The 24,104-nt window shown below is 70.6% G+C and carries 25 protein-coding genes; 14 read left to right on the top strand and 11 right to left on the bottom strand.

Going from position 1 to position 24,104, the window contains the following annotated elements; all coding sequences use genetic code 11:
• Positions 1–45: 45 nt before the first annotated feature.
• From AC1DVZ_RS06900 to AC1DVZ_RS06885, 4 genes are all read left to right on the top strand, one after another.
• The gene (locus tag AC1DVZ_RS06900) at positions 46–558 is read left to right on the top strand and encodes a hypothetical protein (RefSeq protein ID WP_477617439.1); all 513 of its coding nucleotides are present in this window, start codon (positions 46–48) and stop codon (positions 556–558) included.
• A 264-nt stretch (positions 559–822) separates the two neighbouring features.
• Positions 823–3,345, top strand: a complete 2,523-nt coding sequence (locus tag AC1DVZ_RS06895) for an ATP-dependent Clp protease ATP-binding subunit (RefSeq protein WP_477617438.1) — start codon at positions 823–825, stop codon at positions 3,343–3,345.
• Positions 3,346–3,460: 115 nt separating this feature from the next.
• Complete coding sequence (locus tag AC1DVZ_RS06890; protein WP_477617437.1) at positions 3,461–4,633, top strand: LCP family protein; 1,173 nt, start codon at positions 3,461–3,463, stop codon at positions 4,631–4,633.
• Positions 4,634–4,655: 22 nt separating this feature from the next.
• A complete protein-coding gene (locus tag AC1DVZ_RS06885) occupies positions 4,656–5,186 on the top strand; it encodes an amino-acid N-acetyltransferase (protein ID WP_477617436.1) in 531 nt (176 codons plus the stop codon).
• 64 nt (positions 5,187–5,250) lie between these two features.
• Here the strand turns inward: AC1DVZ_RS06885 and AC1DVZ_RS06880 are convergent, their stop codons facing one another.
• From AC1DVZ_RS06880 to AC1DVZ_RS06835, 10 genes are all read right to left on the bottom strand, one after another.
• Entirely contained in the window at positions 5,251–6,789 is a 1,539-nt protein-coding gene (locus AC1DVZ_RS06880; RefSeq protein ID WP_477617435.1) for an MFS transporter, read from the bottom strand.
• A gap of 7 nt (positions 6,790–6,796) precedes the next feature.
• Positions 6,797–7,699 carry an HhH-GPD family protein gene (locus AC1DVZ_RS06875; RefSeq protein ID WP_477617434.1) on the bottom strand — a complete coding sequence of 301 codons (903 nt, stop codon included), beginning with the start codon at positions 7,697–7,699 and terminating at the stop codon, positions 6,797–6,799.
• Complete coding sequence (gene disA, locus AC1DVZ_RS06870) at positions 7,696–8,772, bottom strand: DNA integrity scanning diadenylate cyclase DisA (protein WP_477617433.1); 1,077 nt, start codon at positions 8,770–8,772, stop codon at positions 7,696–7,698. Before disA ends, AC1DVZ_RS06875 begins: the two co-directional genes overlap by 4 nt.
• A gap of 44 nt (positions 8,773–8,816) precedes the next feature.
• Entirely contained in the window at positions 8,817–10,202 is a 1,386-nt protein-coding gene (gene radA / locus AC1DVZ_RS06865) for a DNA repair protein RadA (RefSeq protein WP_477617432.1), read from the bottom strand.
• A gap of 105 nt (positions 10,203–10,307) precedes the next feature.
• Positions 10,308–10,736, bottom strand: coding sequence for an SRPBCC family protein (locus tag AC1DVZ_RS06860; protein ID WP_477617431.1), 429 nt, complete (start codon positions 10,734–10,736; stop codon positions 10,308–10,310).
• Positions 10,737–10,851: 115 nt separating this feature from the next.
• Positions 10,852–11,571: a class I SAM-dependent methyltransferase gene (locus tag AC1DVZ_RS06855; protein ID WP_477617430.1), complete on the bottom strand. Its 720-nt coding sequence runs from the start codon at positions 11,569–11,571 to the stop codon at positions 10,852–10,854.
• Positions 11,568–12,368, bottom strand: coding sequence for a DUF3109 family protein (locus tag AC1DVZ_RS06850; protein ID WP_477617429.1), 801 nt, complete (start codon positions 12,366–12,368; stop codon positions 11,568–11,570). The genes AC1DVZ_RS06855 and AC1DVZ_RS06850 overlap by 4 nt, the downstream gene beginning before the upstream one ends.
• Before the next feature lie 165 nt (positions 12,369–12,533).
• A complete protein-coding gene (locus AC1DVZ_RS06845; protein WP_477617428.1) occupies positions 12,534–13,580 on the bottom strand; it encodes a HEAT repeat domain-containing protein in 1,047 nt (348 codons plus the stop codon).
• Positions 13,581–13,588: 8 nt separating this feature from the next.
• Positions 13,589–14,257: a matrixin family metalloprotease gene (locus AC1DVZ_RS06840; protein ID WP_477617427.1), complete on the bottom strand. Its 669-nt coding sequence runs from the start codon at positions 14,255–14,257 to the stop codon at positions 13,589–13,591.
• A 3-nt stretch (positions 14,258–14,260) separates the two neighbouring features.
• On the bottom strand, positions 14,261–14,767 hold the full coding sequence (locus tag AC1DVZ_RS06835) for a hypothetical protein (protein WP_477617426.1): 507 nt from the start codon (positions 14,765–14,767) through the stop codon (positions 14,261–14,263).
• A gap of 133 nt (positions 14,768–14,900) precedes the next feature.
• Between AC1DVZ_RS06835 and AC1DVZ_RS06830 the strand changes: the two genes are divergently transcribed.
• The 8 genes from AC1DVZ_RS06830 (at position 14,901) to AC1DVZ_RS06795 (ending at position 21,623) form a co-directional block, all read left to right on the top strand.
• Positions 14,901–15,827 carry a Ppx/GppA phosphatase family protein gene (locus AC1DVZ_RS06830; RefSeq protein WP_477617425.1) on the top strand — a complete coding sequence of 309 codons (927 nt, stop codon included), beginning with the start codon at positions 14,901–14,903 and terminating at the stop codon, positions 15,825–15,827.
• Positions 15,828–15,850: 23 nt separating this feature from the next.
• Positions 15,851–16,669, top strand: a complete 819-nt coding sequence (locus AC1DVZ_RS06825) for a sugar phosphate isomerase/epimerase family protein (RefSeq protein ID WP_477617424.1) — start codon at positions 15,851–15,853, stop codon at positions 16,667–16,669.
• Positions 16,666–17,259: a TetR/AcrR family transcriptional regulator gene (locus tag AC1DVZ_RS06820; protein WP_477617423.1), complete on the top strand. Its 594-nt coding sequence runs from the start codon at positions 16,666–16,668 to the stop codon at positions 17,257–17,259. Before AC1DVZ_RS06825 ends, AC1DVZ_RS06820 begins: the two co-directional genes overlap by 4 nt.
• A gap of 275 nt (positions 17,260–17,534) precedes the next feature.
• Entirely contained in the window at positions 17,535–18,260 is a 726-nt protein-coding gene (locus AC1DVZ_RS06815; RefSeq protein ID WP_477617422.1) for an ABC transporter ATP-binding protein, read from the top strand.
• Entirely contained in the window at positions 18,257–18,991 is a 735-nt protein-coding gene (locus AC1DVZ_RS06810; protein WP_477617421.1) for an ABC transporter permease, read from the top strand. The genes AC1DVZ_RS06815 and AC1DVZ_RS06810 overlap by 4 nt, the downstream gene beginning before the upstream one ends.
• Before the next feature lie 139 nt (positions 18,992–19,130).
• Positions 19,131–20,081: a proline dehydrogenase family protein gene (locus AC1DVZ_RS06805; protein ID WP_477617420.1), complete on the top strand. Its 951-nt coding sequence runs from the start codon at positions 19,131–19,133 to the stop codon at positions 20,079–20,081.
• Positions 20,082–20,117: 36 nt separating this feature from the next.
• Complete coding sequence (gene proC / locus AC1DVZ_RS06800; protein ID WP_477617419.1) at positions 20,118–20,924, top strand: pyrroline-5-carboxylate reductase; 807 nt, start codon at positions 20,118–20,120, stop codon at positions 20,922–20,924.
• Positions 20,925–21,086: 162 nt separating this feature from the next.
• The gene (locus AC1DVZ_RS06795; RefSeq protein ID WP_477617418.1) at positions 21,087–21,623 is read left to right on the top strand and encodes an N-acetyltransferase family protein; all 537 of its coding nucleotides are present in this window, start codon (positions 21,087–21,089) and stop codon (positions 21,621–21,623) included.
• Positions 21,624–21,691: 68 nt separating this feature from the next.
• On the opposite strand, the gene AC1DVZ_RS06790 is transcribed toward AC1DVZ_RS06795, so the two are convergent.
• On the bottom strand, positions 21,692–22,375 hold the full coding sequence (locus AC1DVZ_RS06790) for a potassium channel family protein (protein ID WP_477617417.1): 684 nt from the start codon (positions 22,373–22,375) through the stop codon (positions 21,692–21,694).
• 88 nt (positions 22,376–22,463) lie between these two features.
• On the opposite strand from AC1DVZ_RS06790, the gene AC1DVZ_RS06785 reads away from it, so the two are divergent.
• Positions 22,464–23,660, top strand: a complete 1,197-nt coding sequence (locus AC1DVZ_RS06785) for an acetoin utilization protein AcuC (RefSeq protein WP_477617416.1) — start codon at positions 22,464–22,466, stop codon at positions 23,658–23,660.
• 194 nt (positions 23,661–23,854) lie between these two features.
• Positions 23,855–24,055 carry a helix-turn-helix domain-containing protein gene (locus AC1DVZ_RS06780; RefSeq protein WP_056915613.1) on the top strand — a complete coding sequence of 67 codons (201 nt, stop codon included), beginning with the start codon at positions 23,855–23,857 and terminating at the stop codon, positions 24,053–24,055.
• Positions 24,056–24,104 lie beyond the last annotated feature (49 nt).

Genomic DNA, 24,104 nt, shown 5'->3' with positions numbered 1-24,104 from the left:
CGGACAGCCGTTCCACCCAGCCTGTAATGGTGTAATCATGATTACATGGCAACGAAGACAACCGCCGAGGCGTGGCTGGCCGGCCGCCTCCCGACCGACTGGTTCACCGGCCCCGTCGAGGTCACCCGCGACCGCGACGAGCTCATCATCATCGGCACCCTCGCCGAACCCACGCAGGACGGCGACGTCGACGACACCGACCGCGCCATCGCGGCGCGCGGCCGGATCAAGTCCTTCCGGGAGGACACCCGCGAGCGGCGCATCGAGATCGCCCGCGAGCTCGAGCACCTCAGCGGCCGCAAGGTCTCGTGGGGTGTGCGGGTGGGCGAGACCGAGGCGCTGTTCACCCATCTCGCCGCTCCCGTCATGACCCGGCTGCGGCAACCGGAGCGCAAGGTGCTCGACACCCTCGTCGAGGCGGGGGTGGCCAGGAGCCGGTCCGAGGCGCTCGCCTGGTGCGTCAAGCTCGTGGCCGACAAGTCCGACAGCTGGCTCGGGGAGCTGCGTGAGGCGATGGCGCACGTCGACGAGGTCCGCAAGAAGGGCCCAGCCGCCTGAACCCGGCCACCCGGCGCCCCGTCTCGAAGACGAGGCGTGCCGCGTGGTGCACCCCGCGGCATACCGACCGTTCGTCCGCCCACGGCGAACATGAGCGGAGTGCGCTCAGGGAAGGGAACAGGGGAGGAACGCCCCACGTTCCCCCCAACGAGTCGTGTCAGAGGAACTGTTTCGTCCCGATCCAGTATCGGTACCCGAAAGGCGTACGCCGGGACCTCGCAGCACGGATAGCATCGAGGTGATCTCGATAGGCAGGAGCAGAAGATGTTTGAACGGTTCACCGACCGGGCCCGTCGGGTGGTCGTGCTTGCGCAGGAGGAAGCGCGCATGCTCAACCACAACTACATCGGCACGGAGCACATCCTRCTCGGTCTCATCCACGAGGGTGAAGGCGTCGCCTCCAAGGCTCTGGAGAGCCTCGGCATCTCGCTGGAGTCGGTCCGCGAGCAGGTGCAGGAGATCATCGGCCAGGGCCAGCAGGCCCCGAGCGGCCACATTCCCTTCACGCCCCGGGCGAAGAAGGTCCTCGAGCTGAGCCTGCGCGAGGCGCTGCAGCTCGGCCACAACTACATCGGCACCGAGCACATCCTGCTCGGCCTGATCCGCGAGGGCGAGGGCGTCGCCGCCCAGGTCCTCGTCAAGCTGGGCGCCGACCTGAACCGCGTGCGCCAGCAGGTGATCCAGCTCATCTCCGGCTACCAGGGCAAGGAAGGTGGCTCCGGCGCCGGCCTGGCAGGCAGCGTGCAGCAGGAGGGGACTCCTGCGGGTTCGCTCGTCCTCGACCAGTTCGGCCGCAACCTCACGATGGCAGCCCGCGAGGGCAAGCTCGACCCTGTCATCGGGCGTGAGAAGGAGATCGAGCGGGTCATGCAGGTGCTGTCCCGCCGCACCAAGAACAACCCCGTCCTCATCGGTGAGCCCGGCGTCGGCAAGACCGCTGTCGTCGAGGGACTGGCCCAGGACATCGTCAAGGGCGAGGTGCCCGAGACCCTCAAGGACAAGCAGCTCTACACCCTCGACCTCGGCGCGCTCGTGGCCGGCAGCCGCTACCGCGGTGACTTCGAGGAGCGGCTGAAGAAGGTCCTCAAGGAGATCCGCACCCGCGGCGACATCATCCTGTTCATCGACGAGATCCACACCCTGGTGGGTGCGGGTGCCGCCGAGGGCGCGATCGACGCCGCCAGCATCCTCAAGCCGATGCTGGCCCGCGGTGAGCTCCAGACCATCGGGGCCACCACGCTCGACGAGTACCGCAAGCACATCGAGAAGGACTCGGCCCTCGAGCGCCGGTTCCAGCCGATCCAGGTGGCCGAGCCCACGCTCAGCCACGCGATCGAGATCCTCAAGGGCCTGCGCGACCGCTACGAGGCCCACCACCGGGTGTCCATCACCGACGGCGCCCTCGTCTCGGCGGCCAACCTCGCCGACCGCTACATCAACGACCGCTTCCTCCCGGACAAGGCGATCGACCTCATCGACGAGGCGGGCGCGCGGTTGCGCATCCGCCGGATGACCGCTCCGCCGGACCTGCGCGAGTTCGACGAGAAGATCGCGGCCGTGCGGCTGGAGAAGGAGTCGGCCATCGACGGCCAGGACTTCGAGAAGGCCGCGCACCTGCGTGACGACGAGAAGAAGCTGCTCCAGGCCAAGGCAGAGCGCGAGACCCAGTGGAAGTCCGGCGACATGGACGTCGTGGCCGAGGTCGACGAGGAGCTCATCGCCGAGGTCCTGGCTGCCAGCACCGGCATCCCGGTCTTCAAGCTCACCGAGGAGGAGTCCAGCCGACTGCTCCACATGGAGGACGAGCTGCACAAGCGCGTCGTCGGCATGGACGACGCCATCAAGGCGATGTCCCAGGCGATCCGTCGCACCCGCGCCGGTCTGAAGGACCCGCGTCGTCCCGGTGGCTCGTTCATCTTCGCCGGACCGACCGGTGTCGGCAAGACCGAGCTCGCCAAGACGCTCGCCGAGTTCCTCTTCGGTGACGAGGACAGCCTCATCCAGCTCGACATGTCGGAGTTCTCCGAGAAGCACACGGTCTCAAGGCTTTTCGGTTCGCCTCCCGGCTACGTCGGCTACGAAGAGGGTGGCCAGCTCACCGAGAAGGTCCGCCGCAAGCCGTTCTCCGTCGTGCTGTTCGACGAGGTCGAGAAGGCCCACCCCGACATCTTCAACACCCTGTTGCAGGTGCTCGAGGACGGCCGCCTCACCGACTCCCAGGGCCGGATGGTCGACTTCAAGAACACCGTCATCATCATGACGACCAACCTCGGCACCCGCGACATCACCAAGGGCTCGCTCGGCTTCTCGGCCGGTGCCGAGACCCAGAGCGGCTACGACCGGATGAAGAACAAGGTCACCGACGAGCTCAAGCAGCACTTCCGCCCCGAGTTCCTCAACCGCGTGGACGACATCATCGTCTTCCCGCAGCTCACGCGGGACGAGATCGTCGCCATCGTCGACCTCGAGATCGCCAAGCTGGACAAGCGGCTCAAGGACAAGGACATGGGCATCGAGCTCACCATCGAGGCCAAGAACGTGCTGGCCCTCAAGGGCTACGACCCCGTGCTCGGTGCACGACCGCTGCGTCGCACCATCCAGCGCGAGATCGAGGACGTCCTGTCCGAGAAGATCCTCTACGGCGAGCTCAAGGCCGGCGAGCTCGTGCTCGTCGGAGCCGAAGGTGACACCAAGAACGGCACGTTCACCTTCGTCGGCACGCCGCACCCCGGCAGCATCGAGCTGCCGGTGGTGCAGACGGTGGCGGACTCCGCCGACGCCAGCTGAGGGATCCCACCCGAGACACGAGCCGGGGTATGCCGCGTGGTCACCACGCGGCATACCCCGGCTTTGTGCATGGCGAGTTCTCGAAGTCGCGGGGAGAGCGCTTACTCTGGAGCGCGTGTCTCACTCCCCCCTGCCCCGCCGTTCGGTCCTCGTCGGTCTTCTCGCCGCGCCCCTGACCCTCGCCGCGTGCTCGAAGGACAAGCCTGCTGCCCCCTGGCCCTCCAGCGCCACGACGACCCCTGCGCCGACACCGACTCGTGCGAAGGTCACGGGGGCCAACCTGCCCGCTGACCTGCTCGCGACGATGACCGCCCTCTATCTCGGTGGCAAGCCTGCAACCGGTGCGCCGACCATCGCGACGGCGCTCGCCAAGCGCACGCCTCGCACCGCCCCGGTCGCGGTGACCGGGTCGACCGGCACGTGGCAGGGCACGCCCATCGCCACGGTCGTGCAGGGCAAGGACGTCACCCTGCTCGTCAAGGCCAAGTCCGGCTGGACCGTCGTCGGGGGCTGGTGGCCCTCGCTGAAGGTCGCGCGGCCGGCGTTCCCGACCATGCGGATCCTCGCCATCGGGTCGGACGCCCGCAATCCGCAGCCGGTGACCAAGTGCCGGGCGGACGCCCTCCACATCATCGGGGTGAACGCGACGAAGGGTGTCGGTGGCATCGTCGGCATCCCGCGTGACTCCTGGGTGCCCATGCCCGGAGGCGGCAGCGGCAAGATCAACGCCGCCCTGGTCTTCGGCGGCGTCAACGGACAGGTCAGGACGGTCGAACGTACCTCGGGGGTGCAGATCGACGGCTACGTCATCACCGGGTTCAAGGGCTTCCGCGGGATGGTCAGGAGTCTCGGCGGAATCGTCTTCGTTGCGGCCAAGGCGCTCAAGAGCGTGGACGGCCTGGCGATCATGAAGGCCGGGGCCAACAAGCTGGACGCCACGCACGCACTGGCCCTCGCCAGGGAGCGCAAGCACCTGCCCAACGGTGACTTCGGCCGCTCCGCGAACCAGGGTGCGATCATCCGGGCCGGCATGGTGATGGCCCAGAAGGCAGGCCCGGGCGCACTGGCGGGGCTCCTGTCCAAGATGGGCCCCCACCTGAGCACCGACCTGAGCGTGTCCGAGGTGCTCAACCTGTCGGCCAGCCTCTACCTCTCCAACGCGGCCAAGGTCCCCAACAAGGTGGTGCCCGGCGCGGTCGGCACCCGGGAAGGCCAGTCGGTCGTCCTGCTGGGCGGCCCTGCCAGGAGCATCTTCGCGGACATGAAGAACGGCGCTCTCGGTGCCTGAGGCCGCTGAGACGGCTGGACCGGTGCCTGAGCCCGGGACACCCGTTCTGGGCGCCGGATCGGTCACCGTCCGGGCGGCCCGCACCAGTGACATCCGGACGATCCGGGAGATCGTCCGGCCGCACGCCGACTCGCGCGTTCTCGTCTCCAAGGACGCGGTGACCTACTACGAGGCGCTCCAGCAGTTCCGCGTGGCAGAGCTCGACGGCGTGGTCGTCGGGTGTGGCGCGCTCCACGTGATGTGGGAGGACCTCGCCGAGATCCGCACGCTGGCGGTCCGCCCCGAGGCCAAGGGCAACGGCGTGGGGTCGATGTTGTTGGAAGCCCTGATGGCCGATGCCCGCGAGCTCGGGGTGCAGAGGTTGTTCTGTCTCACCTTCGAGGTCGACTTCTTCACCCGGCACGGGTTCGAGGCCATCGAGGGGCAGGCCGTCGAGCCGGATGTCTACGCGGAGCTGGTGCGGTCCTACGATGAGGGTGTCGCGGAGTTCCTGGACCTCGAGCGGGTCAAGCCGAACACGCTGGGCAACACCAGGATGCTTCGCACCCTCTGACCCCCCGCCTCTTCGCCCGTTCGATGTAAACGCGCCGAGGATTCCCGGGCGCGTTTACATCGAATCAGGCAGGGGGGACCCGCTGGAGGCGGTGGTGGCGGCTCATCCTGATCCGCACCGAGGCGGCCAGGACGAGCAGCAGGAGACCGGAGATCACCCCGAACCCGAGCCGGGGGATCAACGGCAGTGCGATGCCGATCCCGCCACCGACGACCCACGCGATCTGCAGCACCGTCTCGGACCAGGCGAACACGCGGGTGCGCACCGACTCCTCGATGTCACGCTGCACGACGGCGTCGCTGCTCAGCTTGATGAGCTGCGCACCGAGCCCCGCCACCAGTCCGAGGACGAGCAGGGCCGTCAGGGAGTAGAACAGGGCCGCAGCCAGGGCGACTGCCACGTCGGCGATCAGGGCCACCGCGATGATCAGGTCGGGTCGTAGTCGGCTCAGGGCGTTGCCGATGACGGTGCCCAGGGCGTTGCCGGCGCCTGCGGCTCCCACGACGAGGGCCAGCACGAACGTCCCGCTGTGGCCCGGCAAGGGGTGCTCGCGCATGAGGAAAGCCATGAACAGCGTGAGGAACCCGGTGAGCAGCCGGGCGCCCACCGCACTGCAGAGGGCGGTCAGCACGGGGACCGGAAGGGCCGCCACCCGTGCCCGCAGTCGCTCGAACAGCCCCAGCTTCCGGCCGTCGCGCCGGCCGATGGGCACCGGTCCGGAGTCCTCGATGTCCTGCTCGCCGCTGCTCGAGTCCACCCGCGACGGCAGCCGGATGGCGAGGACGGTGCCCACGACGTAGATGAGGAAGGCCAGCCGCAGCGACCACTCGGGTCCCACCCGGGCTGCGGCACCGGCGAGTCCGCCTCCGACCGCCATGCCGGCCACCCCGGCCAGGGCGTTGCGGGAGTTGGCGTTGACCAGGCTGAACCCGGGCGGCAGCAGCCGTGGCACCGCCGAGGCCCGCGTCACGCCGTACGCCTTCGAGGCGACGAGGCACCCCAGGGCCGCGGGGAAGAGCCACGGCGAGTCGTTGGCGACGGCGCCGGCCAACACCCAGCAGAGGAAGGCCCGCAGGGCGAGGGTGGTGCCGATGGCCCAGCGGCGGCCGTGCCGGAACCGGTCGAGCAGCGGGCCGATGAAGGGCGCGAGCAGGGCGAAGGGAGCCATCGTGAGGACGAGGAACTGCGCCACCTGACCGCGTGCCTCGTCGGTCGGGATGGCAAAGATCGTCCCGGCGAGCGAAACGGTGAGCGCGGCGTCGCCCATGAGGTTGACGAAGTGCAGCTCCACGAGGCGCGCGAGGCCGCTCTCGCCCGCACCGGCCGAGTGCGTGTAGGCCCGCGCCCTGCGGGCACCTGCCTTGCTGCCCCGACCAGCCAGCCTGACCCCCGCCACGGTGCCACGGCCGACGACCCGCCCGGTGCGCGATGCGCCGATGCGCAGGGCGTGGGCGGCTCGCCTCCCGGCGCTCGGGCCCGTGCTCGACCCGGCGCCGGCCGGGCCGTTGGCCGCGCCTGAGTCGCCCCGGCCCGGGCCGTCGGCAGACGCGGAGCCGCCGCCGACGCCGCCCCGTCCCGGCCCGTCCTCCTCGCTGGGTGGCATCGAGGTCTCAGCTCGCCTCGCGCGATGCGGGCAGCTGGTAGCGACCGCCCGCGAGGGGCTCGACCAGACCGTCCGCGACCAGTGAGTCGAGGCACCGCTCGCGCTGGATCTCGTTGTCTGACAACGCCTCGAGGGCGGAGCGAGGCACGGCCGTGTCGCTCGCCCGCAGCACCGCGAGCAGCGCGCCACGCAGCTGGCGGTCAGTGCCCTCCCAGGCCTGGCCCTTGCGGGCCGGACCTCGGTATGCCGGGCGGCCGGCCACCTGCCACGCGCACAGGTCCGCGACGGGACAGTCCGAGCAGCGGGGTGAGCGGGCGCTGCAGACGAGGGCGCCGAGCTCCATCACCGCCACGCTCCACGTGCGGGCCTCGGCGGCGTCCACCGGCACCAGGCCGGCGGCGACGGTGAGCTCGGCCCTGGTCGGTGACGGCGCGGCATACTCCTCGCCCGCCACGACACGGGCCAGCACGCGGCGCACGTTGGTGTCGACGACGGTGGTCCGCTCGCCGAACGCGAAGGTGGCGACCGCGGCGGCGGTGTAGGTGCCGACCCCCGGCAGGGCCAGGAGCTCTGCCTCGGTCGAGGGGACGGCGCCGTCATGGTGCTCGGTCATCGCCACGGCGGCGGCGTGCAACCGCAGCGCCCGGCGGGGGTAGCCCAGCCGCCCCCAGGCACGGACTGCCTTGCCCGGTGCGTCGGTGGCCAGAGCGGCCGGGGTGGGCCATCGCGACAGCCACTGGTGCCAGACCGGCTCCACGCGGGCCACCGGAGTCTGCTGGAGCATGATCTCGGAGACGAAGATGCTCCACGGTGTGGCGTCGGGCCGGCGCCACGGCAGGTCGCGGGCGGACACGGCGTACCACTCCAGCACCCGGTGGTGCAGGTGCTCAGGAGCGGCGCCGGTGATCACACGTAGCGTTCGAGGATGCTCGACTCGGCCAAGCGGGACAGGCCCTCGCGGACGGCGCGGGCGCGACCCTCGCCGACGCCCTCGACGTCCATGAGCTCCTCGAGGTTGGCGGCCAGCAGCTTCTGGAGGCTGCCGAAGTGCTCGACCAGGCGGTCGACGATGGCGCCGGGGAGGCGGGGCACCTTGGTCAGCAGGCGGTAGCCGCACGGGCTCACCGCCGAGTCGAGCGAGTCGCCACCGACGGCGAACCCGACGGCCTTGGCCCCGGCCGACAGGTCGAGCAGCTCGGTGGAGGTGAGCTCCTCGAGGGCGGCCATCGCCTCGTCGAGCGTCAGGTCGGTCTTGGTGACCGGGAGGTAGTCGCGGATGACGAGCTCGCGGTCGTTGCCGAGGCCACCGGTCAGCTCCTCCAGCTGGAGGGTGAGCAGGCGTCCGTCGACCCCCAGCTCGATGACGTAGCCGGAGATCTCGTCGCGGATCCGGCGCACCATCTCGAGGCGCTGGAGCACGCTGGCGACGTCGCGGACGGTGACGAGGTCCTCGATCTCGAGGGCCGAGAGGGTGCCGGTGACCTCGTCGAGGCGCGACTTGTAGCGCTCGAGGGTCTGCAGGGCCTGGTTGGCGCGGGACAGGATCGCGCTGGAGTCCTCGAGGACGTGGCGGCGGCCGTCGACGTAGATGGCGACGATCCGCATCGACTGGCTCACCGAGATGACGGGGTAGCCGGTCTGCTTGGCGACGCGCTCCGCCGTGCGGTGGCGGGTGCCCGACTCGCTCGTCTCGATCGAGGGGTCGGGGACGAGCTGGGTGGCGGCCCGCAGGATGCGCGAGGCCTCGCGGTCGAGGACGATGCCACCGTCCATCTTGGCCAGCTCGCGCAGCCGGGTCGCCGAGAACTCGACGTCGAGCGGGAAACCACCGGTGGACAGCTGCTCCACGGTGCGGTCGTGACCGAGGACGATCAGCGCACCGGTGCGCCCCCTCAGGATGCGTTCCAGACCGTCACGCAGCTCGGTGCCCGGTGCCACGGCGGCGAGGGTGGCGCGCAGCACCTCATCCTCGCGAAGATCCACTGGTCAAACCCCTTTGGTGCCGCTGGCGTCGGTCTGGCGCGAGTCTAACTGTGCACGGGCTGCAGCGCCGCGCGCACCGCGGTCCGAATGTCGTCGCACTCGATCACCTGCATGCCCTCAGGCGTCGGAGCCGTGCCGAGGACGCCCGACGGGACGTAGGCGGTGCGGAATCCCAGTCGCCCAGCCTCCGCCAGGCGACGGGGTATGCCGGTCACCGGCCTGATCTCGCCCGCCAGCCCCAGCTCGCCGAAGGCGATGGCGTGGTCGGGCAGCGGCTGGTCCTTGACCGCGCTGGCCACCGCGAGGGCGATCGCCAGGTCGGAGGCCGGCTCGGTGAGCCGCACACCCCCCACCGTGGAGAGGTAGACGTCGGCGTTGCCGATCGGGGCCTGCGCCCGCTTGGCCAGCACCGCGATGATCATCGCCACCCGGGCCGAGTCCAACCCGCTGGTGGCACGCCGGGGTGTGGGGATCTCGCTCTTGGCGACCAGCGCCTGGACCTCGGTCATCAGCGGCCGGCGACCCTCGAGGGTCACCGTCACGCAGGTGCCGGGCACGCTGAGGGTGCCCCGCGACAGGAAGAGCCCGCTGGGGTCGGCCAGCCCGACGATGCCCACGTCGGACAGGTCGAAGCAGCCGACCTCGTCGGTGGGGCCGTAGCGGTTCTTGACCGCGCGCACGAGCCGCAGGCGGGAGTGTCGGTCGCCCTCGAACTGCACGACCACGTCGACGAGGTGCTCGAGGACGCGCGGGCCGGCGATCGACCCGTCCTTGGTCACGTGGCCGACCAGCAAGGTGGCGATACCGCGTGACTTGGCCACCTGGATCAGCGAGGCCGCGACCTCACGGACCTGGGTGACGTTGCCGGCAGACCCCTCGACGTCGCCACTGGAGATGGTCTGCACCGAGTCGACGATGACGAGGTCGGGCTGCACCGCATCGATCTGACCGAGCACCGTCGCGAGGTCGGTCTCGGCGGCGAGGAACAGCGAGGAGGCCATCGCCTCGATCCGCTCGGCCCGCATCCGCACCTGGGCCGCGGACTCCTCGCCGGTGACGTAGAGGACGGTGCGGCCGTCGCCGGACCTGGCCGCGCGGGCGGCGACGTCGAGCAGCAGTGTCGACTTGCCGATGCCGGGCTCGCCCGCCACGAGCACCACCGCCCCCGGCACGAGTCCGCCTCCCAGGACCCGGTCGAACTCGCTGACCCCGGTGCTGACGGCCTCGGCGCGGCGGGCGTCGACCTGCCCGATGGGCACGGCGGGCCGCTCCACGCGGGTGGCCGCGGTCGTGCGCACGGTGACGGCGCCGATCTCGCTGACGCTGCCCCAGGACTGGCACTCCCCGCACCGGCCGACCCACTTGACCGCGGTCCAGCCGCACTCGGAGCAGCGGAAACCGCTCGACCTGGTCGTCGTCTTCACTGCCATGGACGACAACCTACGGCGCGGCGCCGACAGCCCGGCGGACCGGCAGGCACGTCGCCGCCGGTGTCGGGTCCTGCCAGCGGGTCAGTGACCTCCGGCGACCGTGGATCAGTGGCCTTCGGCGACCTTCTTGAGGCCGTCGAGCATGCCCTGCCAGTTCTGCGAGAACTGCTCGGCCTGCTCGGGGCTGTCGCAGCCGTCCTGGGTGAGCTGCACCGCCGTGCCCTCGCCGGCCGGCGACAGCTCGTAGCGGACCCGGTGGTAGTTCTCCGGGATGTCCTCGTCCCCGGTCATCGGGCTGTAGTGGGTGACCTCCAGGAGCCGTCCGGGCTCGGCCTGGAGGACCTCGCCCTTGTCCTGGTAGGGCTTGCCCTCCCACTCCCCGGTCCACGTGATCGGGCTGCCGGGCTGCCAGTCGCTGGCGACCTCGCTTCCCATCATGTACTCGGCGACGAGCCTGGGTTCGGTCATCGCCTGCCAGACCCTGTCCGGGTCGGCGTCGATGGTGGTGCCGGCGGTGGCGACGTGGTCGGTCATGGTGCCTCCTGGGTGGTCCGGGGTGTCCGGTTCCTCCCACCCTGTCCCGCAGCGGCGCCGGTGTCCAGACCMTCCGTCACCGACCCGTCACCGCACCATCACCTCGCCGTCACGCTCAGAACTGGCGCCACCACAGGCTGACGGCGTAGTCGACCCCGGTGCCGTCGTGCTCCGCGAGGATGCCCTCCGCAGCCGTCTCGGGGAACTCGATCCGCACCACCGACTCGAAGTCCTCGCGCGAGTCGAACTCCCAGTCGATCACCAGCCGCTCGCGTGACCACCCCTGGCGTGCCCAGAAACGTTCCACCGCAACGGGATCGTAGGAGGGGTTCGCGCGCGTGAACCACCGGCCGAAGGTCGAGCGGGTGGCGTCGTTGTCGATGACGTATGCCGTGCCGCCCGGTCGCAGGACCCGCTCCAGCTCGCGCAGGCCGGGTTCGCAGCCGGCGCCGAAGAAGTAGGCCCACCTGGCGTGGGCGATGTCCATGGAGGCGTCGGCCAGCGGCAGGGACTGGGCGGCACCCTCGAGGACCCCCACCTCCGGCATACCTGAAATGCGTTGCTCGGCAAGGGAAACCAGTGGTGGGTGCGGCTCCACGCCGACCACGCTCGCGCACCCGAGGGAGGCGAACCGAGGCAGGTGGAAGCCGGTCCCGCAACCGACGTCGACCAGGTCGGCGCCGGCGAACGGGTGAAGCGACGCCATCGCGGCCTCGATGAGCCCGGCGCGGTCGACGCCGAGGTTCTCCATCTCGTAGACGTCGGGGAAGTCCCAGATGTTGGGGCTGCGTGTCGGCTCGGGCAGCGGGTCGGGCGGCTCCAGTGTCGAGCTCATCGGGACTTGCGGGCCTCTTGGGCAGCCAGCGTCGCCGGATGCACCAGGAGGGGAAGCATCTTGCGGGAGTAGGCGTTCCGGGCAGCCTTCACGCTCGCGAGGTGGGCCTCGCAGCGGATCTCGAGCTCGCCGTAGGCCTCCTCACCCATCAGCTCGACCAGCTCGGCGCGGTTGCTGCGGAACACCGGCTCCCGGCCGACGTGGGCCTCGGGGTTGCTCGAGCAGTACCAGTCGAGGTCGTGGCCACCGGGCCCCCAGCCGCGACGGTCGTACTCGGTGATGGTGACCTCCTGCCAGCTCGACCCGTCGGGCATCTCGACCTTGCGGTAGGTGCGACGGATCGGCAGCTGCCAGCAGACGTCCGGCTTGACGGTGTGCGGCTCCTTGCCCGTGAGGACGGCGTGCTGGTGCAGCGCACACCCGGCGCCGGCGGGGAAGCCCGGCCGGTTGAGGAAGATGCAGGCGCCGTCGACGACCTTGGTCTTGAGGGCGTCGTCCTCCTTCTCGGTCCAGGCGGAGAGCTTGGTCGAGCCGGGGTGCAGCTGCCACTCGTCCTCGCCGAGCTCCTTGACGACCTTCTTCACCCGCTGGACGTCGTCGTCGTCGGTGAAGTGGGCGCCCAGGGTGCAGCAGCCGTCGTCCGGTCGGCCGGCGTAGATCCCCTGGCAGCCGTTGCCGAAGATGCAGGTCCAGCTCGACGTCAGCCAGGTCAGGTCGCAGCGGAACCGTTGCTCCGTGTCGGCGGGATCGGTGAACTCCACCCAGATGCGGGCGGTGTCGAGCGGGGTCTCAGGCACATTCGCAACCTTACGTCGCGCGGTGCCCCGCTCTGGTCGTGGCCCGTATGCCGGTCGCGCCAGGGAGGCGGCGGACGGCACGGTGGGGAGGCGGAGGACTGCATGCCCGGGAGGCGCCGGACCGCATGCCCGGGAGGCGCCGCCCCGCCTCCCGGGCACAGACCTTCAGCCGATCGGTGCGGTCACCGGACCGGAGGGGTCGAACTGCAGGGGCACGGGCGCCGGCTGCCGACGCTGGGTCGTGATGCCCTTCTCGGTGCGGCCGTCGACCTCCAGCTTGCCCCTCACGAGTGACACCGTGACGTGCGCCGCGGTGGCTCCCGGGGCGTCGACCGCGTCGACGGTCACCGACAGCGCGCCGTCGACGATCGTGCCCCGACCCACGAAGCCGACCTCACCGGTCGGCCGCGCCACGGTGACTGCCAGGCCGTCTCCGTCGGGCCGGGTCAGGACGACCCAGCGGACGAAGGTCGTGCCCATCGACTCGTTGACGCCGAGCAGCGTGCCCGCGATACCCGGCGCCGACGCCAGCGACTCGGGGTCCTTCCCGGCGAGCACGACGTGCGTGCGGTCCCCACAGCTGAACGCACCCACGGGCGCAGCACCCTCGGGCACCAGCGACCGCCAGGGCAGGTCGGCGGTGGCGGCCTTGCGGGCGACCGGCATCTCGACCGGCTTGATGCGGGTCTTGAGCCGAGCCGTCACCGGAAGCACCGGTGCGGTCTCGCCGGTGAGCTGCTGGCGGGGGTCGGCCGGGTCGACGGCCGCTCCCACCCGGTGGGCGAGCAGGCGCGCCGAGGCGCTGGCCCGCGTGCTGGCGTGTGGCCAGTCCGCCCGCTCGCTCGCCGACCTCAGCCGCCGGACGTCGGTGCGAGTGCCCAGGTTGGTCAGGCTTGCGGACGCAGCCGCGATGAGCTGGCCGTCCTGGGCCTGGTCGACCACCTTGCGCAGGGCGCGGACCGAGGTCGCGGAGTGCACCTGTCCCAGGCCCTTGGCGGCGGCGACCCGCACCTGCGGTTCACCGTGCTCCGAGACCACCTTGGCCAGGGCGTTGGTGGCCCGTCGCCCGGCGACCTTGTCCGGGCCCGCGGCGGCGGCCTCGGACAGGATGGCGATCGCTGCCCCTGGGCTCAGGGTGGTGGGTTTGCCGGCGAGAGCCGCGATGGCCCCCGACACGGTGCGGTCCTTGCGGGACCCGATGATGACTGACATGTCGCCTCCTAGCAGGGGTTCTTCATGCGGCAGTGGTCCCGCATGTTGTCGGCTTCGGACGTGGTGATGACGCCCCCGTTGGGGATCGTCGGGTTCATCAGCGCCGTGGAGTTGTTGCGGTGGCTGAGGCCCAGGTAGTGACCCAGCTCGTGCGCGGTGGCGAAGTCCGAGACCCCGCCGCCCGCGTTCATCTCGACGACGCTGCCGTCCATCCCCTTGGCGTTCTTGTCGCACGGACCGTCGACACGGGACAGGCCCGCCGTGCTGCCGACGTACATCCGCACGAAGAACAGGTCCAGCGCGTCGTTGGGCACGGTCCACTCGTCGGTGAGGGTCTCGGCCTCGCCGTCGGAGTTGATGACGTCCCGGCCGCCGGCGTCGCCGGTCGAGATGACGAAGTGCTGGATCCGCCCCACACCCATCGACCGGCCGGCACCGGCATACAGGTCCCGGGTCTTGGCGACGGCGCGGTCGATCTCCACCGCGTCGTTGAAGGTGAACTGGTCGGACCCGACCTGGATGCAGTTCACGTGGACGAACTTGCTCCCGAGCCGGTCCAGCTGGGTCTTGAGCGACACGGGGACCGAGTTGGTCAGCTGCCCCATGAAGTCGCGGCGCACCGAGAGCGGCGACGTCGCGATGCCGATGCAGGCGGCGCGTTGGCGAAGACTGGTCACCGGTCAGCCCTCGAGCTTCTTGACCTTGGCGTCGAGGTTCTTGATCAGGTCGCTGTAGCGGGCCAGCGTGTCCTCGAGGCTGAGGCGACCGAACGGGCTCTTGACCGTCAGCGTCCCGTTGACGACGACTGCCCCGTTGATCTTGACCGGCCCGTTGATGGTGACGCCGCCCGGGTAGTCGTGTGCCCAGTTGATCGTCAGGCCGTCGTCGAAGTCGTGCACGAGCGCCCGGCGCCACGGCGTGGAGGTCTTGCGCCGCGCCGCGTGGTCGAGCACCACGTCGGCCTGGTGACAGGTCAGCCGGAACCCCTCGACKGTGACCCCACCGGGGTAGTCGGAGTCCCAGTTGAGGGTCATGCCGTCGGTGAAGTCGTGCACGATCGCGCGGCGCTGGCCGGCGCCGCTCGAGCGACGGCTCGGCGCGTCGATGACGACGTCGGCGGCGGTCGTCTTGAAGACGTCCCCCTGGGCGGTCGTGGTGTTTCCGTCCAGACGCAGGTCTGCATCCATCGTGTGTTCCCCCCTGTTCGACGAGGCCCCGACGGCCCCGTCCCCGCAGGCAAGGAGGCTTCACCCTGCCTCCGTGATACCTCCGCGGTGAACAGTCCCATTGACGTGCGGCCCCAGCCGATACCGTGCAGCCATGCGCCTCGGGGTCATCGACATCGGCTCCAACACCGTCCACCTGCTCGTCGTCGACGCACACCGCGGGGCCCAGCCCCTGCCCGCCACCTCCCACAAGATCGAGCTGCGGCTCTCCGAACACGTCACCGACGGCGGTGACATCGCCGAGTCGGGCGAGGCCGCCCTGATCGCGTTCATCGGCGAATGCCTCACGGTCGCGGAGGACCAGGGCGTCGAAGAGGTGATGGCCTTCGCCACCAGTGCGACTCGCGAGGCGCCGAACGGCGAGGACGTGCTCTCCCGGGTGCGCGCGGCGACCGGCGTGGCCCTGCAGGTTCTCTCCGGCGAGGACGAGGCGCGTCTCACGTTCCTGGCCGTGCGCCGGTGGTTCGGCTGGTCGAGCGGCACGCTGCTCGTGGTCGACATCGGTGGCGGGTCGCTCGAGCTCGCGGCCGGCATGGACGAGGACCCGGACGCCGCCGTCTCCCTCCCGCTCGGCGCGGGGCGGCTGACCCGTGACCTGCTCCCGGGTGACCCACCGACGGCGGAGGTGGTCAGGGAGGCGCGCCGGGCGATCCGGTTGCGTCTCGCCGCGGCCATGCGCCCGCTGGCCAAGGCCGGGACCGCCGACCGTGCCGTCGGCACCTCCAAGACGATGCGTTCGCTCGCCCGCGTCACGGGCGCGGCGCCGAGCAGTGACGGTCCGTATGCCGCGCGCAGCCTCGAGCGCGGTGCGCTCGCCTCGCTGGTGGCTGACCTGGGCGGCATGACCTCCCACCAGCGGGAGCGGCTGTCGGGCGTCTCGGCCAGTCGCTCGCGCCAGCTGCTGGCGGGTGCCCTCGTGGCCGAGGCGGCGATGGACCTGCTCGGTCTGGAGCGCCTCGAGATCTGCCCCTGGGCCCTGCGCGAGGGCGTCATCCTCAGCCGACTCGACGCGATGCGCTGACCCGCGCTGGGTAGGCTCGGTGCATGGCCGAAGCCGTGTCGATCCCAGGAGCCACGGTGGCCCTCTCGACCGCCTCGGTCTACCCGGACACCTGTGCGTCGGCCTTCGCCACGGCAGCGCGGCTCGGCTACGACGCCGTCGAGGTAATGGTCTGGACCGACCCCGTCTCGCAGGAGGCCGGTGCGCTCGCGGCGCTGTCCCGGCTGCACGGCATACCCGTCGTGTCGGTGCACGCACCCACGCTCCTGCTGACCCAGCGCATCTGGGGACCCGACCCGTGGACCAAGGTCGACAACTCGATCGCCCTGGCCCAGGAGGTGGGTGCCTCCACCGTGGTGCTGCACCCGCCGTTCCGGTGGCAGAAGGAGTACGCCGGCGACTTCGTCGAAGGGGTGGCGATGCGCGAGCACGAGACCGGAGTGGCCCTGGCCGTCGAGAACATGTTTCCCTGGCGCGCCCGGCAGCGGGAGTTCGAGGCCTACCTGCCCCACTGGGACCCGGTGCCGCAGGCCTACGACAACGTGACCCTCGACCTCTCGCACACGTCGACGGCCGGCTCCGACGCCATGGCCATGGCCGCAGCCCTCGGCCCGCGCCTCGCCCACGTCCACCTCGCCGACGGGCTGGGCTCGCTCAAGGACGAGCACCTCGTCCCCGGACGCGGTACCCAACCCTGCGCCGAGTTCCTCGAGATGCTTGCGGTGCAACAGTTCTCGGGCTCCGTCGTTGTCGAGGTGGGGACGCGCAAGCTCACCCAGGAGCAGCGAGAGGTCGACCTCGCCGAGTCCTTGGCCTTCGCGCGGCTGCACCTCGCGACCGCGTCGACGGTCGGCGCGTCATGAGCCCACGCGGCCGCCGCCCCGGGGGCGTGGACACGAGGCAGGCCATCGTCGAGGCCGCCCGGGTCGACTTCGCCGACCAGGGCTACGACGGCACGTCGCTGCGCGGCATCGCACGCCGCGCCGCCGTCGACCCGGCCCTGGTGCACCACTACTTCGGCGGCAAGGCACAGCTGTTCGCGGCCGTGATGGACATCCCTGCCGACCCGGCAGCGCTGATCAGCGCCGTGGTGGAGGGACCTCGTGACCAGGTGGGCGAGGCGCTGGTGCGGACCTTCCTCGCGGTGTGGGACTCCGAGGACGGTCGCCAACGCTTCCAGGCCCTCATGCGGGCTGCGGTCAGCCACGAGGAGGCGACCCGGATGCTGCGCGAGTTCCTGACCAGGGAGGTCTTCGGCAGGGTGCTGCGGGCGCTGTCCGCCGACGGCGACCGGCCGGCCGATCTCGAGCTGCGGGCGGGCCTGGCGGCGTCCCAGATGGTGGGGCTGGCGATGATGCGCTACATCGTCGAGTTCCCGGCCGTGGTGGACGCCGGGCACGACGAGCTGGCCGCCCTGGTGGGCCCCACGATCCAGCGCTACCTGGCCCCGTAACCCCAGAACCCCGGTAAGCCCCCACAACCCCGCAACCCCGACCACACAACCCCGCAAACCCGACCACACAACCCCGCAAACCCGACCACGCGGCATACCCACCGACAACCCAGGCTCCCCGAGCAACCTTTGCTAGCAAAGGAAAGTGGATGGTGGACAGGGTGCAACCTGTCCACCAGCAAGCAACCTTTGCTAGCAAAGGTTGCTTGAAGGGTCGGGGAGCTGGGTGGTGGAGGGGTCTTGTCCCGGCGGGGGAGCAGCGCTATATTCATCGCATGATGAAAAACGCCATCGAGATCACGAACCTCCGCGTGGTGCGCGGCGGTCGTGAGGTGTTGCCCGACCTGACCATGGCGGTCCCGGCCGGCCAGGTCGTCGGCCTGCTCGGGCCCAGTGGCAGCGGCAAGTCGACCCTGATCCGGGCGATCGTGGGGGTCCAGATCGTCGAGTCCGGCGAGGTCACGGTGCTGGGGGAGCCCGCCGGCTCGCCGTCGCTTCGCCACCGGATCGGCTACGTCACCCAGACCCCGAGCGTCTACGACGACCTGTCCGTGCGAGCCAACGTCCGCTACTTCGCCAGCATCCTGGGCGCCCCCACGTCGGCGGCCGACGAAGCCATCGAGGCGGTCGACCTCACCAGCCACGCAGACTCCCTGGTGGGCCGCCTGTCCGGGGGACAGCGGTCGCGCGTGTCGCTGGCGGCCGCGCTCGTCGGCGACCCCCAGCTGCTGGTCCTCGACGAACCCACCGTCGGCCTCGATCCGGTGCTGCGACGGGACCTGTGGGAGCTGTTCAAACGCCTTGCGGGTCAAGGGCGTTCGCTGCTCGTGTCGAGCCACGTGATGGACGAGGCGAGTCGCTGCGACCGACTCCTCCTGCTGCGTGAGGGCCGGATCATGGCCGACGACACGCTGCCCGCGCTGCTCGCCCGCACCGGCACCGACGACGCCGAGCACGCCTTCCTGTCCCTGATCGACCGCGCCGAGGAGACCGCCCGATGAACGCCCACCGCACCCTCGTCACGGCCGGCCGGGTCCTGGCCCAGCTGCGTGCCGACCACCGGACCATCGGGCTGATGCTCGTCGTCCCGTGCGTGCTGATCGGGCTGCTGGCCTGGATCTTCAACGGCACCCCCGTCTTCGACGGCCTCGGGGCACCGCTGCTCGGGGTGTTCCCCTTCGTGGTGATGTTCATCGTCACGAGCGTCGCGACCCTGCGCGAGCGGACCTCCGGGACCCTCGAGCGGCTGCTGACCACGCCGATGGGCAAGGGCGACTTCATGTTCGGCTACGCCCTCGCCTTCGGTGTGATGGCGATCCTGCAGGCGCTCATCGCGACGGCCTTCGCGGTCTACGTGTGCGGCCTCGACGTCGCCGGACCGGCGTGGCAGCTCGTGGTGGTGGCCGTGCTCGACGCGTTGCTCGGGACGGCGCTGGGTCTGCTCGCCAGCGGCTTCGCGCGCACCGAGTTCCAGGCCGTGCAGTTCATGCCGGCCTTCGTGCTGCCGCAGTTCCTGCTGTGCGGACTGCTCGTGGCACGCGACGGCCTCCCCGACGTCCTGCGCTGGCTCTCGGACGTGCTGCCCCTCTCGTATGCCGTGGACGCCATGAAGTCCGTGACGTCCAGTGCCAGCCCGGGCGCCGACGTGGCCGGTGACGCGGCCGTCATCGGGCTGTGGGTGCTGGTCGCACTGGTCCTCGGCAGCCTCACCCTGCGCAGACGCACCGCCTGAGCGGTGCGGCCGCCGCAGGCGAAGGCTGCGGTCGGCCCCGGTGAGGGGGCCCGGACCCCGCGACGCGGCATACCTGCTGGATGGCGGTTAGCCTTGTCGGCGGCCGTGACCTCCGCGGCCACCGGTTGGAAGGACCCACGTGGACGCCAGTGACCTGCTGCGCAACAGCCTGCTCCAGCTCTCCAAGAGCGGTGCTGTGCGACAGACGATCGAGAAGGCGCCGGTGAGCCGCAGCGTGGTCAGGCGGTTCGTCCCGGGCGACCGCACCGCGGACGCCGTCAGCGCGACCGCCGAGCTGCGCGCCACCAACCGGCTGGCGACGATCGACTACCTCGGGGAGGACACCGCCGACCTCACCCAGGCGATCCGGACCCGCGACCACTACATCGAGCTGCTCAAGGCGCTCGCGGACGCAGACCTGTCCCAGCACGGCATGGGCGAGGTCAGCCTGAAGCTGTCCGCCCTGGGCCAGTACCTCCCCGGCGACGGCCACAAGATCGCCCTGGACCACGCCCGCGAGATCTGCCAGGCGGCGGCGAACGCCGGCACGACGGTGACCCTCGACATGGAGGACCACACGACGACCGATGCCACCCTGGAGTCGCTGCGCGAGCTGCGCGAAGACTTCCCTTGGGTCGGTGCCGTGATCCAGTCCTACCTGCACCGCAGCGAGGCGGACTGCCGCGACCTCGCCCACGAGGGCAGTCGCGTCCGCCTGTGCAAGGGCGCCTACAAGGAGCCGGAATCCGTTGCGTACCAGAGCAGCTCGGACGTCGACCAGAACTACGTGCGCTGCCTGAAGATCCTCATGGCGGGCGACGGCTACCCGATGGTGGCCAGCCACGACCCGCGGCTGGTCGAGATCGCCGGTGCGCTGGCGTCGCACCACAAGCGCGACGCGGACAGCTATGAGTACCAGATGCTCTACGGGATCCGGCCCGAGGAGCAGAAGCGGATCGCCGACCGGGGCAACCAGATGCGGGTCTACATCCCCTATGGCGAGGAGTGGTACGGCTACCTCATGCGCCGGATGGCCGAGCGCCCCGCCAACACGATGTTCTTCCTGCGCGGTCTCGCCACCAAGAACTGAGGCGCACGGACCCGCGACGACTGGAAGACTGCCGTCATGGGAACTGTCGCAATCCTCGGGGCCGGCGTGATGGGCGAGACGCTGCTGTCCGGGCTGATCCGGTCGGGTCGCAGCGCGGACGAGCTCATCGTGACCGCTCGTCGGCCGGACCGGGCCGACCTCCTGGCCGAGCGCTACGGCGTGCGTGCCATGTCCAACATCGAGGCGGCGGAGGCCGCCGACACCCTGGTCCTCGTCGTCAAGCCGCAGGACATGGGCGGCCTCGTCGAGGAGATCCGCGACCACGTCTCGCCCGGCAACCTCGTGGTGAGCCTCGCCGCGGGTATCCCCACGGCCTACCTCGAGCATCGGCTCCCTGCGGGGGTCGCGGTCGTCCGCGTCATGCCGAACACGCCTGCCCTGGTCGACCAGGGAATGGCCGCCGTGAGCCCCGGCCGCAGCGCCGACGCGGCACACCTGGAGGAGGCTGCCGACCTGTTGCGCTCGTGCGGTCGCGTCGTACAGGTCGCCGAGAAGCACCAGGACGCCGTCACCGCCATCAGCGGCAGCGGACCCGCCTACATCTTCTACGTCGTCGAGGCGATGATCGAGGCGGGTGTGGTGCTCGGGCTGCCTCGTCCGACCGCCACCGAGCTCGTCGTCCAGACGCTCTTCGGTGCAGCGACGATGATGCGCGAGACCGGCCAGCACCCCACCGTCCTGCGGGAGCAGGTGACCTCGCCCGGCGGCACGACCGCCGCCGCGCTGCGCCAGCTCGACGACCACAAGGTGCGGGCCGCCTTCATCACGGCCATGGAGGCGGCCGCCAACCGCTCGCACGAGCTCGCCTCGGGCAACGACTGAGCGGTCGCCGACCCCTCCCGGGCTCCGACGAGCCAGCCCGCACCGGCCCCAGCCGGGCGAGTTCGAGATGGCGTGCGCCCTCGCGGAACTCCCAGCGGGCTATGGGTGAACACCCAGCAATCCACCTGACCGAACCCGCGCGGATCGTGCGAGAGTGGGGCCATGAGCGACATCACCGTGAGGTCACTGGGCGAGGACGAGTGGGAGCAGTACCGATCGGTGCGGCTCAGCGCCCTCGAGGACTCGCCCGACGCGTTCGTGGCGAGCGCCGAGGAGGAACGCGGTTACGAGGAAGACTTCTGGCGCAACCGGATGCGCCGTTCCCAGCGCCTGCTTGCCGAGCAGGACGGCACGCCGGTGGGCGTGGCGAGCGTCGGCCAGGCCCGCCAGGAAGGTGAGAAGGAGAACGACAAGGTGGCGGAGCTGTTCGGGCTCTGGGTGGCCCCCGCGGCCCGAGGCACAGGCGTCGCGACCGAGCTGGTCCAGGCCGGGGCGGATGCCGCACGGCGTCAGGGCCGCAGTCACCTCGCCTACTGGGTGGGCGTGGACAACGGCCGCGCAGTGGCCTTCGCCAGTGGCTTCGGCTTCCGCCCCACCGACAGCCGCCGACCGATGCGGGTCAAGGGTGACGACGACGCCGAGGACGAGGTCGCCATGGTGCTTCCGCTCGGCGAGGACCGCGGGGTCCCCAGCCTCTGAGCGGAGAGGTATGCCGCGTGGCCGGCCACGCGGCACACCTCACCGTGGCTCTTGTGGACTGCGGCTGGTCAGGGGCGTGCGGCGAGGCGGTCGAGCAGGTCGGTCGGGCCGCTGACGATCAGGGTGTCGTGAGCCGTCACCTTGGTCTCGGGGACGGCATAGGTGAAGTCGCTGCCCGGCGCCTTCACGCCCACGACGGTCACGCCGTACTTGCTGCGGATCGCGCTCTGTTTCAGGGTGAACCCGATCGCCTCCTGAGGCGGCTTCATCTTGACGATCGCGAACCCGTCGTCGAACTCGATGTAGTCCATCAGCTTGCCGTTGAGCAGGTGTGCGACGCGGCGGCCGCTGTCGACCTCGGGGGAGATGACGTGGTGGACGCCGATGCGGTCGAGGATGCGGGCGTGCTCGGGCGAGAGCGCCTTGGCCCAGATCATCGGGATCTCGGCGTCCACGAGGTTCATCGCGCACAGCACCGACGCCTCGACCGAGGACCCGATGCCGACCACCGCGATCTGGAAGCTGCGCGCCTTGAGGTTGGCCACCGACTGGGGCTGGCTCGCGTCGGCCTGGACGATGCGGGTCACCTTGCCGAGGAAGGACTCTGCCAGCTGGGGGTCACGCTCGACCGCCACGACGTGGTGCCCGAGCCGCTGCAGCTCGATCGCCACTGCGCCGCCGAACCGGCCGAGGCCGATGACCAGCACGTCGTCCTCGTAGAGCTTCTTCGCCACTGCGGTCCTCCGCGGCATCGGGGATGGTGAGACCTCCCACGCTAGCGCGTCCCTGCAGGTGGGACCGCGCTGTCCGCGATCGCCCGATCCCCGGTAGCGTCGGGCCATGCCCTCACAGCTGCGGGTGGTCTGGGATCCCGGCTTCACCGCCTACAACTTCGGGCCGGGTCATCCCATGAACCCGGTCCGTCTCGACCTGACGGCCCGGCTCTGCGACGCGTTCGGCGTGTTCGATCCCGACGACGTGGAGGTCTTCTCGCCGGAGGTTCCGGGCGACGACGTCCTGGCCACGGTGCACACCGCCGACTACGTGGCTGCGGTCAAGGCGGCCTCGGCCGACCCGGCGTCGGCCGATCCGGCCTACGGTCTCGGCACCGACGACGACCCGGCCTTTCCCGGCATGCACGACGCGAGTGCACGGGTGGTCGAGGGCACCCGCCAGGTGTGTGCCGACGTCTGGGAGGGGCGCACGCAGCACGGCGTGAACTTCTGTGGCGGGCTGCACCATGCGATGGCCGGCAACGCCGCGGGCTTCTGCATCTACAACGACATCGCCGTGGGCATCCAGTGGCTGCTCGACCACGGTGCCCAGCGCGTCGCGTACGTCGACATCGACGTGCACCACGGTGACGGCGTCGAGCGCATCTTCTGGGACGACCCCAGGGTGCTGACGATCTCGCTGCACGAGTCCGGCCGGGCACTGTTCCCCGGCACCGGCTTCGCGGGCGACATCGGCGGCCCGAAGGCCCAGGGTGAGTCGGTCAACGTCGCGCTGCCGCCCGGCACGGGCGACTCGGCCTGGCTGCGCGCGCTCCACTCCACGGCGCTGCCCCTGGTGCGGGCCTTCAAGCCCGACGTCCTGGTCACCCAGCACGGTTGCGACACCCACGCCCAGGACCCGTTGGCCCACCTGGCCCTGTCGGTGGACGCCCAGCGGGTGGCCGCGGAGTCGCTGCACCGGCTGTCCCACGAGGTCTGCGACGGCCGCTGGGTAGCCCTGGGGGGCGGCGGCTACGAGCTGGTCCAGGTCGTGCCGAGGACGTGGACGCACCTGACCGCCATCGCTGCGCACCGGCCGATCCCGCTGACCGAGCAGGTGCCGCAGGACTGGCTCGACCACGTGCGACAGGCCTTCGGCCGCGAGGGTCCACGCCGGATGGGCGACCTCGACCCTGCCGACGGTCCGATCTGGCACCAGCCCTGGGACATGGGCTACAACCCCCACGACGAGGTGGACCGGGCCGTCATGGCGACCCGCGAGGCGGTCTTCGGGCTGCACGGCCTGGACGTCTGGTTCGACTGACGGCGACCATCCGGGGGAGTGACACCGCTGTGATTCACAGGCCTGCTGCGGCGTGTCGACTGGACAAGTCCAACGAGTTTTCTCAGTTGGCTTCCCCACGAGTCACATCAGCCCCTACAGTTCCTTCTGCACGAGCGTAGAGGTCCGCCGGACGGGAAGCCGGCGATGCGCGCGTGTAGAAGATCGAGGTAATCATGTCCAACGAGCGACAGCTCGCCGAGGTGCGGTTCCTGACCGTTGCCGAGGTGGCCTCGATCATGCGCGTGTCGAAGATGACGGTGTACCGCATGGTGCACGCTGGAGAGCTTCCCGCCATTCGCGTGGGACGGTCCTTCCGGGTTCCGGAGGACGCCGTGCACAAGTACCTGCGCACGTCCTACGTCGACACCGCCTGATTGGTGCTGACCGCACGACGACAGGGTGGGCCGGGACGAGAAGTCCCGG

Source organism: Pedococcus sp. P2_E5, from assembly GCF_056403895.1.
This window is presented reverse-complemented; position numbering and strand designations above follow the sequence as displayed.